The 11,918-nt window shown below is 72.5% G+C and carries 11 protein-coding genes; 9 read left to right on the forward strand and 2 right to left on the reverse strand.

Annotated elements, in window-relative coordinates; translation table 11 throughout:
- Positions 1–143 precede the first annotated feature (143 nt).
- From hutU to hutI, 4 genes are all read left to right on the forward strand, one after another.
- Positions 144–1,808: a urocanate hydratase gene (hutU, locus tag ACFZDL_RS34495; RefSeq protein WP_353594361.1), complete on the forward strand. Its 1,665-nt coding sequence runs from the start codon at positions 144–146 to the stop codon at positions 1,806–1,808.
- Between the two features lie 146 nt (positions 1,809–1,954).
- Positions 1,955–3,142 carry an allantoate amidohydrolase gene (locus tag ACFZDL_RS34500; RefSeq protein ID WP_353594360.1) on the forward strand — a complete coding sequence of 396 codons (1,188 nt, stop codon included), beginning with the start codon at positions 1,955–1,957 and terminating at the stop codon, positions 3,140–3,142.
- Positions 3,143–3,174: 32 nt separating this feature from the next.
- Positions 3,175–4,482: a formimidoylglutamate deiminase gene (locus tag ACFZDL_RS34505; RefSeq protein WP_391193309.1), complete on the forward strand. Its 1,308-nt coding sequence runs from the start codon at positions 3,175–3,177 to the stop codon at positions 4,480–4,482.
- 74 nt (positions 4,483–4,556) lie between these two features.
- Positions 4,557–5,726 carry an imidazolonepropionase gene (gene hutI / locus ACFZDL_RS34510; protein WP_353594358.1) on the forward strand — a complete coding sequence of 390 codons (1,170 nt, stop codon included), beginning with the start codon at positions 4,557–4,559 and terminating at the stop codon, positions 5,724–5,726.
- Between the two features lie 96 nt (positions 5,727–5,822).
- On the opposite strand, the gene ACFZDL_RS34515 is transcribed toward hutI, so the two are convergent.
- Positions 5,823–6,770 (reverse strand): zinc-binding dehydrogenase, encoded by a 948-nt coding sequence (locus tag ACFZDL_RS34515; RefSeq protein WP_353594357.1) that lies wholly within the window; start codon positions 6,768–6,770, stop codon positions 5,823–5,825.
- A gap of 115 nt (positions 6,771–6,885) precedes the next feature.
- Between ACFZDL_RS34515 and ACFZDL_RS34520 the strand changes: the two genes are divergently transcribed.
- Positions 6,886–7,599, forward strand: coding sequence for a helix-turn-helix domain-containing protein (locus ACFZDL_RS34520; RefSeq protein WP_353594356.1), 714 nt, complete (start codon positions 6,886–6,888; stop codon positions 7,597–7,599).
- A 16-nt stretch (positions 7,600–7,615) separates the two neighbouring features.
- Positions 7,616–8,431, forward strand: a complete 816-nt coding sequence (locus ACFZDL_RS34525; protein WP_353594355.1) for a hypothetical protein — start codon at positions 7,616–7,618, stop codon at positions 8,429–8,431.
- Positions 8,432–8,555: 124 nt separating this feature from the next.
- Here ACFZDL_RS34525 and ACFZDL_RS34530 read toward each other — a convergent pair whose 3' ends face one another.
- Positions 8,556–9,527: an RNA polymerase sigma factor SigF gene (locus ACFZDL_RS34530; RefSeq protein WP_353594354.1), complete on the reverse strand. Its 972-nt coding sequence runs from the start codon at positions 9,525–9,527 to the stop codon at positions 8,556–8,558.
- Between the two features lie 251 nt (positions 9,528–9,778).
- On the opposite strand from ACFZDL_RS34530, the gene ACFZDL_RS34535 reads away from it, so the two are divergent.
- The 3 genes from ACFZDL_RS34535 to ACFZDL_RS34545 all read left to right on the forward strand — a co-directional run bounded on the left by ACFZDL_RS34535 (position 9,779) and on the right by ACFZDL_RS34545 (position 11,849).
- Positions 9,779–10,147 carry an STAS domain-containing protein gene (locus tag ACFZDL_RS34535; protein ID WP_319695992.1) on the forward strand — a complete coding sequence of 123 codons (369 nt, stop codon included), beginning with the start codon at positions 9,779–9,781 and terminating at the stop codon, positions 10,145–10,147.
- Between the two features lie 195 nt (positions 10,148–10,342).
- On the forward strand, positions 10,343–10,852 hold the full coding sequence (locus tag ACFZDL_RS34540; RefSeq protein ID WP_353594353.1) for an ATP-binding protein: 510 nt from the start codon (positions 10,343–10,345) through the stop codon (positions 10,850–10,852).
- A gap of 235 nt (positions 10,853–11,087) precedes the next feature.
- Entirely contained in the window at positions 11,088–11,849 is a 762-nt protein-coding gene (locus ACFZDL_RS34545) for an LPXTG cell wall anchor domain-containing protein (protein WP_353594352.1), read from the forward strand.
- Positions 11,850–11,918: the final 69 nt, after the last annotated feature.

Below are 11,918 nucleotides of genomic sequence, written 5' to 3' on the forward strand. Positions count from 1 at the left end.
CGCCGAGACGGTAAGACCTGACGTATACGTCAACCGCAAGCCCGTCCCCCGGGAACTCTCCGTGAGGCGGTATTGACTAGCTATATTCAACGAGGCAAAGATGTGAATATCTCGATCCAGTCGACGGCAGGGAGGCACGGCCCATGTCAGGACCGCGACCCGTACGCGCACCGCGCGGCACCGAGCTCAGCGCCCGGGGGTGGCAACAGGAAGCCGCCCTGCGGATGCTGCAGAACAACCTCGACCCCGAGGTCGCCGAGCACCCGGACAAGCTCGTGGTCTACGGCGGTACGGGCAAGGCGGCCCGTGACTGGCGCTCGTTCGACGCGATGGTCCGTACGCTCACCACGCTGAAGCAGGACGAGACGATGCTGGTCCAGTCGGGCCGGCCGGTCGGCGTGATGCAGACCCACGAGTGGGCGCCGCGCGTGCTGATCGCCAACTCCAATCTCGTCGGCGACTGGGCCAACTGGGAGGAGTTCCGCCGTCTGGAGGCGCTCGGCCTGACCATGTACGGCCAGATGACCGCGGGCTCGTGGATCTACATCGGCACCCAGGGCATCCTCCAGGGCACCTACGAGACCTTCGCCGCGGTCGCCGCCAAGCGGTTCGACGGCACGCTGGCCGGGACCATCACCCTCACCGCCGGACTCGGAGGCATGGGCGGCGCCCAGCCGCTCGCGGTCACCATGAACGACGGCGTCGCCATCTGTATCGACTGCGACCCGCGCGCCATCGAGCGCCGTATCGAACACCGCTACCTGGACGTACGGGCCGACAGCCTGGACCACGCCCTCCAGCTGGCGGTCGAGGCGCGCGACGCCCGGCGGCCGCTGTCCATCGGCGTCCTGGGCAACGCGGCCGAGCTGGTCCCCCAGCTGCTCGCGATGAACGCCCCCATCGACATCGTCACCGACCAGACCAGCGCCCACGACCCGCTGTCGTATCTGCCGCTGGGCGTGGACTTCGACGAGATGGCCTCGTACGCCGCCGAGAAGCCCGCCGACTTCACCCAGCGGGCGCGCGAGTCCATGGCCAAGCACGTCGAGGCCATGGTCGGCTTCATGGACGCGGGCGCCGAGGTCTTCGACTACGGCAACTCGATCCGCGGCGAGGCCCAGCTGGCCGGATACGACCGCGCCTTCGCCTTCCCCGGCTTCGTGCCCGCCTACATCCGCCCCCTCTTCGCCGAGGGCAAGGGCCCCTTCCGCTGGGCGGCCCTGTCCGGCGACCCCAAGGACATCGCGGCCACCGACAAGGCCATCCTCGACCTCTTCCCGGAGAACGAGTCTCTGGCCCGCTGGATCAAGCTGGCGGGGGAGCGGGTCCACTTCCAGGGCCTGCCCGCCCGGATCTGCTGGCTCGGCTACGGCGAGCGCGACAAGGCGGGCGAGCGCTTCAACGACATGGTGGCCGACGGCACGCTCGCCGCGCCGCTCGCGATCGGCCGCGACCACCTGGACTGCGGCTCGGTGGCCTCCCCGTACCGCGAGACCGAGGCGATGCTCGACGGCTCGGACGCGATCGCCGACTGGCCGCTGCTCAACGCCATGGTCAACGTCGCCTCGGGCGCGTCCTGGGTCTCCATTCACCACGGCGGCGGCGTCGGCATGGGCCGCTCCATCCACGCGGGCCAGGTCACGGTCGCCGACGGCACGCCGCTGGCGGGCGAGAAGATCCGCCGCGTGCTGACGAACGACCCGGGCATGGGCGTGATCCGCCACGTCGACGCGGGCTACGACCGCGCGGACGAGGTGGCGGAGGAGCGAGGCGTAAGGATCCCCATGCGAGAGGGGGACACCACGTGAGTGTGGGCAATCGTCCCGCGGAGGGGGCACCTCCCAGCGGTAGCTGGGGGAGGGACGGGTGGGCACACGCCACCCACCGGCCCGCACCCGCCCACGAAACGGAACTCCAGGCGGCGCCAGGCGCACCCGGGCCCACGTTCCACGAGATGTGGCGCGACCTGCTCCCCCTCGGCCGCCACGCGGAAACCCGCGGCTACCGCCGCTACGCCTGGACCGGCGCCGACGCCGACTGCCGCGCCTGGTTCCGCGCCCAGGCCGAGACCCGCGGCCTGGCCTACGAGGAGGACCGCAACGGCAACCAGTGGGCCTGGCTGGGCGACCCGACCGCCGGGGACGCCGTCGTGACCGGCTCGCACCTGGACTCCGTGCCGGACGGCGGCGCCTTCGACGGCCCTCTCGGCGTCGTCTCCTCCTTCGCCGCGCTGGACGAGCTCCGCGCCCGCGGGGCGCGCCCCGCCAAGCCGCTCGCCGTCGTCAACTTCGGCGACGAGGAGGGTGCCCGCTTCGGCCTGGCCTGCGTCGGCTCGCGGCTGACCGCCGGGCAGCTGAGCGCCGAGCAGGCGCATGCGCTGCGCGACGGCGACGGGGTGAGCCTGGCGCAGGCCATGGAGCGCGCCGGGTACGACCCGGAGGCGATCGGCCCCGATCCGGAGCGGCTGGCCCGCATCGGCGCGTTCGTGGAGCTGCACGTCGAGCAGGGGCGCGCCCTCGCGGAGACACCGCACCCCGTCGGCGTAGCCTCCGCGATCTGGCCGCACGGCCGCTGGCGGTTCGACTTCCACGGCGAGGCCAACCACGCGGGGACGACCCGGCTGGACGACCGCCACGATCCGATGCTGACCTACGCCAATACCGTCCTGGCCGCCCGCAAGAAGGCGCGGCTCGCCGGGGCGCTGGCGACCTTCGGCAAGGTCGGCGTCGAGCCGAACGGCGTCAACGCCATCGCCTCGCTGGTGCGGGGCTGGCTGGACTCGCGGGCCCCCGACGAGGAGACCCTTGCGGCGGTCGTCGGCGAGATCGAGCGCGCGGCCGTCGAGCGGGGGCGGCGGGACGGCGTGGACGTCAAGGTCACGCGGGAGTCGTTCACGCCGGTGGTGGAGTTCGCCCATGGCCTCCGCGACGAGCTGGCGGGGCTCCTCGGCGGCGCCCCGGTGCTGCCCACCGGCGCGGGACACGACGCGGGCATTTTGTCCGCTTCGGTACCGACCGCCATGCTGTTTGTAAGGAACCCCACCGGCGTCTCGCACTCACCCGCCGAGACGGCGGCCGAGGATGACTGCCTCGCCGGGGTGACGGCACTCGCCGACGTACTGGAGGGCCTGGCGTGTCGCTGACGGCGCAGACCTACTGGGCGGAGCATGCCTGGATGGGCGAGAGCGTGCAGCCGAACGTGCTCATCGTGACGGCGGTCGACGGCCGGATCAAGGCGGTGCGGGCGAACACGCCCGTGCCGCCCGCCGGGGCCGTGTGGCTGCGCGGCCTGACCCTCCCGGGCCTGGCCAACGCCCACAGCCACGCCTTCCACCGCGCCCTGCGCGGTGTCGTCCAGGCGGGCAGCGGCACGTTCTGGACCTGGCGCGAGGTGATGTACGGCGTCGCGGACAAGCTCACCCCCGAGCTTTACTTCGAGCTCGCCCGCGCCGTCTACGCCGAGATGACCATGGCGGGCATCACCTGCGTCGGTGAGTTCCACTACCTGCACCACGCGCCCGGCGGCACCCGCTACGACAACCCCAACGCGATGGGGGAGGCCCTGATCGCGGCTGCCGCCGAGGCCGGGATAAGGATCACCCTCCTCGACACCTGCTATCTCTCCTCCGGCTTCGGCGCCGAGCCGGGCGCCCATCAGCTGCGCTTCTCCGACGGCTCGGCACAGGCCTGGGCGGAGCGGGTGTCCGCGCTCAAGGGCGACGGCAACACCCGTATCGGCGCGGCCGTCCACTCGGTGCGGGCGGTGCCCGTGGACCAGATCGGGACCGTCTCCGGCTGGGCCGACCACCACGCGGCGCCCCTGCACGTCCACCTGTCCGAGCAGACCGCCGAGAACGACGCCTGTGTCGAGGCGCACGGCTTCACCCCGACCCGGCTGCTCGCCGACCACGGCGTGCTGGGCCCGCGCACCACGGCCGTGCACGCGACCCATCTCACCGCCGGGGACATCCGGCTCCTGGGCCACTCGGCCACCGGTGTGTGCATGTGCCCGACCACCGAGCGCGACCTCGCCGACGGCATCGGCCCGGCCGCCCAGCTGCAGCAGGCGGGCTCGCCGCTCTCGCTGGGCAGCGACAGCCACGCCGTGATCGACATCCTGGAAGAGGCGCGCGCCATGGAGATGGACGAGCGGCTGCACACCCGCACCCGGGGCCACTGGAGCGCGGCCCGGCTGCTGCGCGCCGCCACCGTCGACGGCCACGCCGCCCTCGGCTGGGGGGACGACGCGGGCCGGATCGAGCCCGGCGCGCTCGCCGACCTCACGACGATCGCGCTGGACTCCGTCCGCACGGCGGGACCGCCGCCCCGGCTCGGGGCCGAGACGGCCGTATTCGCGGCGACCAACGCGGATGTCCGGCACACCGTGGTCGGCGGGCGCCATGTCGTACGGGACGGGGCGCATCAGCTCGTCCCACGCGTCCCCGAGGCCCTGGCCGAGTCCATCGCAGCCCTGCGGGACTGAGCCGGGGCCCCACGCAAGGCACCCACGCCCCCCACGGCCCCATGAACGGCCCTATGAAGGAGAGCGCCCCCGCGATGACGACCGCGACAGCCATCATCGACATCTCCACCCTCGTCACCAACGACCCCTCCCTCGGCGAAGGCCCCCTCGGTCTGCTCCAGGACGCGGCCGTCGTCATCGACGGCGACCGCGTCGTCTGGGTCGGTGAGTCAAGCAAAGCACCCGCCACTGACAATCAGGTCGACGCGGGCGGCCGGGCGCTCCTCCCCGGCTTCGTCGACTCCCACTCCCACCTGGTCTTCGCGGGCGACCGGACGGCGGAGTTCAACGCCCGGATGTCCGGCCGCCCCTACAGCGCGGGCGGCATCCGCACCACCGTCGCCGCCACCCGCGCCGCCTCCGACCAGGACCTGGAGGAGAACGTGGCGCGCTATGTCCGCGAGGCGCGCCGCCAGGGCACCACGACGCTGGAGATCAAGTCCGGCTACGGCCTCACCTCCCAGGACGAGGCCCGCTCGCTGGAGGTCGCCACCGCCTTCACCGACGAGGTCACCTACCTCGGCGCGCATGTCGTGCCGCCCGAGTTCGCCGACGACCCCGCCGCGTACGTGGACCTGGTCACCGGCCCGATGCTGGACCTGTGCGCCCCGCACGCCCGCTGGATCGACGTCTTCTGCGAGCAGGGCGCCTTCGACGGGGACCAGGCCCGGACGATCCTCACCGCCGGAGCGCGGCGCGGTCTGACCCCGCGCGTGCACGCCAACCAGCTGACCCAGGGCCCCGGCGTCCAGCTGGCCGTCGAGCTCGGCGCCGCCTCCGCCGACCACTGCACGCATCTCTCCGACGCCGACGTGGACGCCCTGGCCCAGGGCGACACGGTCGCCACCCTGCTGCCGGGCGCGGAGTTCTCCACCCGCTCGCCGTATCCCGACGCGCGGCGCCTGCTGGACGCGGGCGTGACGGTGGCGCTCTCGCCCGACTGCAACCCGGGCTCGTCCTTCACCAGCTCCATGCCCTTCTGCGTGGCGCTGGCCGTCCGCGAGATGGGGATGACCCCGGACGAAGCGGTCTGGGCGGCCACGGCGGGCGGGGCGCGGGCCCTGCGCCGCACCGACGTCGGCCGGGTCACCCCCGGCGCCCGCGCCGATCTGACCCTGCTGGACGCCCCCTCGCACGTCCACCTCGCCTACCGCCCCGGCGTCCCCCTCGCCGCGGCGGTCTGGCACGGCGGCACCCTGGTCTGATCAGCACCCTGACCAGCGCCCGGGCCTGACCAGCGCCCGGCCCTGGCGGCGCCCGGCCCGACGGCGCCCGGGTGCGACCGCCCCGTCCGGCCCGCGCTACGCCGATACCTCCAGGACCGCCTTTCCGCGCACCCGGCGGCCGAGCAGCGCCTCGGCCGCCTCAGCGGCCCGCGTCCAGTCGCCCCGCCAGGCGATCTGCGGGTCCAGCTCGCCGCGCGCCAGGAGCCCGGCCAGCCATGCCAGGTCCGCGTCCAGCCCGTCCGCGTCGTCCAGCAGGAAGTACGTGGTGATGGACCGGTTGTGCCGGCCTTCGTTGCCGAACAGGGCCCCGTACCCGAAGCTCTCGCCGTCACCGCCGCTGTGCCCCATGGCGACCAGCGTCCCGTGCGGGGCCAGGGCCTCGTACGCGGTGACCAGCGCCGCGCCGCCGATGAGGTCGATCACGCCGTGCACCGGCTCGGACGGCTTCACCCCGGCCGGTTCTCCGGCGCTCACCACGACCTCGTGCGCCCCCAGGGCCCGCAGCTCGGCCTCCTTCGACGGGTCCGAGGTGGCCGCGACGACCTGCGCGCCGCCCCGGGCCGCGAGCTGTACGGCGAAGCGCCCGACCCCGCCGCCCGCGCCCGTCACCAGCACCCGCCGGCCCAGGATCGGCCCCAGGCGGCGCAGCCCGCGCAGCGCGGAGCCGGCGGCCACCGGCAGGGTGCTGACCGCGCCGGGGTCGGTGCCGGGCGGGACGGCGGCGAGCAGGCCGGTGTCCACCGCGCGCAGCTGGGCCCAGGCGCCGTCGGCGCCGATGGAGACCACGGGGGTACCGACGGCCGGGCCCGAGCCGTCCGCCGCCGCCCGGACCACCACGCCCGCCGCGTCCCAGCCGGGCACGGCCCCGTCCTCGCCGCCGGGTACGACGTGGGAGACCTCGCCGTAGTTGAGCGAGAAGGCCTCGACCCGGACCAGCGCCTGGTGGGGAGCGGGCTCGGGGTCGGGGATCTCGGCCAGGGACAGATGCCCGGGGGCCGCATGGTCGATCGTCAGGGCGCGCAACTTCGCCTCCGCGGTTCACAGGTGCTGATCAAGGAAGCGCCATAGTGCCACTCAGTGGCATAAGCCTTCAAGTGGCAAAAGTTCGGCCGGCGGGCCGGGCGGTAGGCTGCCCGGCGTGGTGAACGAACTGCCGCTGCGCGAGCGCAAGAAGCTGCGCACCCGCGAGGCCCTGGTCGAGACCGCTCTGGCACTCTTCTCGGAGAAGGGGTTCGGCGCGGTCACGCTCGATGAGCTGGTGGCCGCGGTGGAGGTGTCCAAGCGCACGTTCTTCCGTACGTTCTCCTCCAAGGAGGACGTGGCGCTCGCGCCCGAGAAGGAGCTGTGGGCCGCGTACACCGCGCGCATCGAGGCGCACCCGCTGACCGGCCCGCTGCTGGCGGCGATCGAGGACACGCTCTTCGCCGCCGTGGCGGACATGGCGGACGGCTGGGAGCGCCGCTTCCGCGTCAGTCGCGCCCTCGCCGACCGCACCCCGGCGCTGACCGCGCACAGCCTCGGACACTGCGCGGACGTCACCGACGCCATCGTGCGCTCCGTCACGGACCGCCGGCCCGATCCGGCGACCGACGAACTGCGCGTGCGGCTGCTGCTCGAGCTGATGCTGGCGGCGTGGCGCTGCGCGCTCAAGGACTGGGCGCAGGCCCCGGGCGACCCGGGCCGCGATGCGCTGCGGGCGCGGACGAGGGAGGCGTTCGACGCGATCCCGGACGTCGCAGAGCTGGCCTCCACCGGAACCGGAATCGGAACCAGGACCAAGACCCGGTCCGGGGCCGAGCCCGGAACCGCGCCCGGAACCGCGCCCGGCTCCGGGGCCGACGTGACGGGATGAGCGGGGGGCAGGAGTGATGCGGATACGGCGGGGGGTCGCGGCGTGCGCCGCGCTGGTCGCGGCCGGGCTGCCGGCCGCGGGCTGCGGCTCCGGCGCCGGGGACGAGCGGGGCGGCACCGCCGGCGAGAGCGGCAAGGGCCGGCCGGGCGCGGAGGCGAAGCCCTCGATGAGCGCCCCACGCGTCCCCGGGGTCGACGAATCCGCCGACCCCGCCCGTCTGTTCACCGAGGCCCAGCTGGAGAAGGCGCTGCTGGACGGCGACGAACTCCCCGGCGGGGGGCGGGAGGTGTGGAGCGCGCGGGGCACCTTCAACCAGGTGGCCCGGATACCCGAAGGCGGCGCCCTGTGGGCGGACTGCCCGGCCGCGGTCGAGGGCGACATCGCGGAGCTGTGGGCCTTCCGCGCGCCGAGCGTCGTACGGCATCTGGTCCCCGGCGACCGGAAGGCGGCCGCGGGCGGCGGCGGCATCAGGCCCGAGGTGCTGCTCTCGATGACACGGGAGCGCGCCGACCGCTATCTCGCGCTCAGGCGCGCGCTCTACAGAAGCTGCCCCCGGACGGCGGTCGACGCCGAGGCGGGCCCGCCGCACACCTACCGCTACACCGTGGACGACGTGGAGCTGGGCGACGACGCCTTCGTCGAGGCGGCGCAGTCGAAGGAGGCCGACGCCGAGCTGGAGGACGCGGCCGACCGGGGCCCGTCGTACCAGGTCTATGTCCGCCTGGGCGGCGTGATCGTGACGTCCGGTGACTGGAAGGACCGCGCCGCCGCGCTCGCCGCGGCCGCGAAGGCGGCGGAGAAGGTCCGGACGACGCTGTACGCGGGCGCCTGAACGGGCGCGGACCCGAAAGGGGCGGAGCCGAAAGGGGCGGACCCCAGGGGGCGCGGACCCGAGCGGGCGCGGATAAGGGCCCGTCCCACGTGGGGGCGGGCCCTTATCCGTCTGCGGTGAGCGCTTATTCCTCGACCATCAGCCCACGGCGGAGCCGGACGAGTGTGCGCGACAGCAGCCGGGAGACATGCATCTGGGAAATACCCAGCTCATCTCCGATCTCCGATTGCGTCATATTTGCCACAAAACGGAGCGAGAGAATCTTGCGATCACGCGGCGGGAGATCCGCGATGAGGGGTTTGAGGGATTCGACATATTCGATGCCCTCAAGTCCGTGATCCTCATAGCCGATGCGGTCCGCGAGCGCGCCCTCGGAGTCGTCCTCCTCCGGCTGGGCGTCCAGCGAGCTCGCGGTGTACGCGTTGCTCGCGGCCATGCCCTCGATGACCTCGGCGGTGGTGAGGCCCAGCCGCTCGGCCAACTCGGCGGCGGTCGGGGCGCGGTCCAGCCGCTGGGCCAGTTCGTCCCCGGCCTTGGCCAGGTCGAGCCGGAGTTCCTGCAGCCGCCTGGGCACCCGTACCGACCAACTGGTGTCCCGGAAGAAGCGCTTGATCTCGCCGACGATGGTCGGCATGGCGAAGGTGGGGAATTCCACGCCCCGGCTGAGCTCGAAGCGGTCGATGGCCTTGATCAGGCCGATGGTGCCGACCTGGACGATGTCCTCCATGGGCTCGCTGCGGGAGCGGAAGCGGGAGGCGGCGAACTTGACCAGGGCCAGGTTCAGCTCGACCAGGGTGTTGCGCACGTACGCGTATTCGTGCGTGCCTTCCTCGAGGGCCTCGAGCCGCTCGAAGAGCGTCTTGGACAGCGCCCGCGCGTCCACCGGCCCCACCGTCTCGTACGGCGGGATCTCCGGTAGGTCGGCCAGATCGGGCAGGTCCTCGGAGGAATGGCCGGTGGCCTTGGGGCCGTCCGGGCCGGATGTGAACTGCTGTGACAACGACGTCATTGCCGACGAGGCGGTGATCCGAGTGTCCTGAGTGGTCGATGTGTTCACAGAGGAATCGGGGCGCGATTCGTCGAGCCGGGGTGACATAAGTCTCCTCCCTCATTCTCGGCATATGGCTGCCGATGCCATTACGAGCTGCTGCGGTTTGCGGCGCCTCCAAAGCCGGCCGTGGTGTGTGTGTCTCTACTACGCCTACCCGCAACCACCTCCAACTGGCAAGTCCATCTTGTCCATATTTGGCGAAGTATGTGGAATGTTCAGCTACCGGAGGGCGTGGAGAAGGCGTAATGTTCGATGCGCGCAATCGAAAGCAACGAGACGCCAGAAGAGGTGCGCACATGGACCGCCAGATGGTCGGCAGCGCAAGCAAGGGCCGACTGCAGGTCGAGGTTCGGCACCACGGGGCGAGTGCGGTCGTGACGCCGGCCGGTGAGCTGGATCACCACACCGCCGAGGCATTGCGCGAACCGCTTGAGGCCTGCGTGGAGGAGGGGCATGCGCGGCTGGTCGTGGACTGTTCCAAGCTGGAGTTCTGTGATTCCACCGGGCTCAACGTCCTCCTCGGCGCCCGCCTGAAGGCCGAGGCCGAGGGCGGTGCGGTCCATCTGGTCGCGATGCAGCCGGTCGTGGCGCGCGTGTTCGAGATCACGGGCGCGGAGGCCGTCTTCACGGTGCATGACTCCCTGGACGCGGCGCTCGTCGAGTAGCGCCGGCCCCTCCTGTTCCCGGCGTTCCCCGGGCGCCTCTTCGGCGCGTCATCGACGCGTATCCCTCGTCACACGAGACGTTCGGGGGAAGTGGGTGTTCTCACGCTTTCGTCGGGCAGGAGACAGGCTGAAACTGTTGAAAAGATCAGGTATCTCTTGTCCCTGAATCGGTGAATCGGTGAGGTGAAGCCGCTGATGAGCACCACCCGGCCGTACCCGCCGGGCGACCGTGGCCCGGAGCCGGACGGCCCCGCTGCTTCGGCCACCCCAGCGGTGTCCCCGCCCGTGGGGCACATCCGTCAGATCCGCAGGCTCCACCTGATCGGAGCCAGCGGCGCCGTGCCGCGCGCCCGCGACTTCACCCGCGAGGCGCTGCGCGACTGGGGCTGGCTTCCGGCCGTGACGGCCGATCAGCAGGCCGCCGCCGAGGATGTCCTGCTCGTCGTCTCCGAGCTCGTCACCAATGCCTGTCTGCACGCCGACGGGCCCGAAGAGCTGCGCGTCAGCAGCTCGCCGAAGGTGCTCCGGCTCGAAGTGGTGGACCTCGGCTCGGGCACCCCCGCTCCCCGCACCCCCCACCGCGCGGGCCGCCCCGGCGGCCACGGCATGTTTATCGTGCAGCGGCTGTGCCTCGACTGGGGGGTCGTGCGGAACCCCGACGGCGCCGGCAAAACGGTCTGGGCCGAACTGGCTGCCCCCTCCTGACGCCCGGGGCCGCCCCCTCCTGACACCCGGGCCGCCGTCCCGGCCTGCTCCGGTCCTGTGACACTCCTGCGGACACGGGCCCCTGGGCCCCGGTTTCCGTATCTTCACCCGCTGCGCGCCGAACCGGCGCGCACTTTGTCTTCCCTCGGCAAGGTCCCCGGCGTACTGTCAGCGCCCGATCTGATGTGTCGTCAGTAACATTCGGCTGCGGCACTTGACGAGAGGGGATCTCGAGGTGTCCCACACGAAACGCCACCCGGTCGGCCGTGGCGCAGCCCTCGCACTCGCCGCTGCCGTGGCCGGTTCGGCGGTACTCCTCACCGCCCCGGCCGCGTATGCCGCCACCGTGGACGTCAACTACAAGTGCAAGACGCCGATCGGCGACAAGAGCGCCGTGTCGCCCATCGACATCAAGGCCGTGAAGAGCGGCAGCGCGTACAAGCTCACCATGTCCTTCCAGAAGGGCGTCTCCTCCAGCCCCGTCGAACTGGGCAAGGGCGCGATGCATCCGAGCGCGCTCATCAAGCTCGGCGGCGCGGAGACCGGCACGCTCCAGGTGACCGGGCCGCCCAACCCCGAGGCCATCCCGGCCAACACCCCCATCAAAATCACCGATCTGTCGGGTACGTACACCCCGAAGAAGACCGGGAAGGTCACCTTCACCGCCTCGACCCTCACCATCAAGGCGCTGGGCACCACCACGACCTGCACGCCGGGCAACAACCCGGGGCCCTCCCTGACGCTGGACGTCACGGGCGCGGGCGGCTCCGGCGGCTCCGGCGGTACGGGCGGCTCCGACAGCACGGGCGGGAGCGGTACGAGCGGATCGGGCACCAGCGGCACCAGCGGTGCGCAGAGCTCTTCCGGCGGTGGTCTCCCGCAGACCGGACCGGCCGACTCCGCGATCGCCCTCGGCACGCTCGGCGCCACCGTGGTCCTCGCCGGCGCGGCCGGAACGCTCTGGCTGACCCGCCGCAGGCGCCCGCACCGGGCCTAGGCCGACGGGCCGACGGGCCATCGGGCACAGGGGCGTACGGAAGGCGTACGGAAGGCGCACGGAAAGGGA

The organism is Streptomyces sp. NPDC007917 (assembly GCF_042959105.1).
GTDB lineage: Bacteria > Actinomycetota > Actinomycetes > Streptomycetales > Streptomycetaceae > Streptomyces.

Coding starts and splice junctions, on each gene's coding strand:
- hutU (WP_353594361.1), top strand. CDS start 144: ATGTCAGGACCGCGACCCGTACGCGCACCGCGCGGCACCGAGCTCAGC.
- ACFZDL_RS34500 (WP_353594360.1), top strand. CDS start 1,955: ATGTGGCGCGACCTGCTCCCCCTCGGCCGCCACGCGGAAACCCGCGGC.
- ACFZDL_RS34505 (WP_391193309.1), top strand. CDS start 3,175: ATGGGCGAGAGCGTGCAGCCGAACGTGCTCATCGTGACGGCGGTCGAC.
- hutI (WP_353594358.1), top strand. CDS start 4,557: ATGACGACCGCGACAGCCATCATCGACATCTCCACCCTCGTCACCAAC.
- ACFZDL_RS34525 (WP_353594355.1), top strand. CDS start 7,616: ATGCGGATACGGCGGGGGGTCGCGGCGTGCGCCGCGCTGGTCGCGGCC.
- ACFZDL_RS34530 (WP_353594354.1), bottom strand. CDS start 9,527: ATGTCACCCCGGCTCGACGAATCGCGCCCCGATTCCTCTGTGAACACA.
- ACFZDL_RS34535 (WP_319695992.1), top strand. CDS start 9,779: ATGGACCGCCAGATGGTCGGCAGCGCAAGCAAGGGCCGACTGCAGGTC.
- ACFZDL_RS34540 (WP_353594353.1), top strand. CDS start 10,343: ATGAGCACCACCCGGCCGTACCCGCCGGGCGACCGTGGCCCGGAGCCG.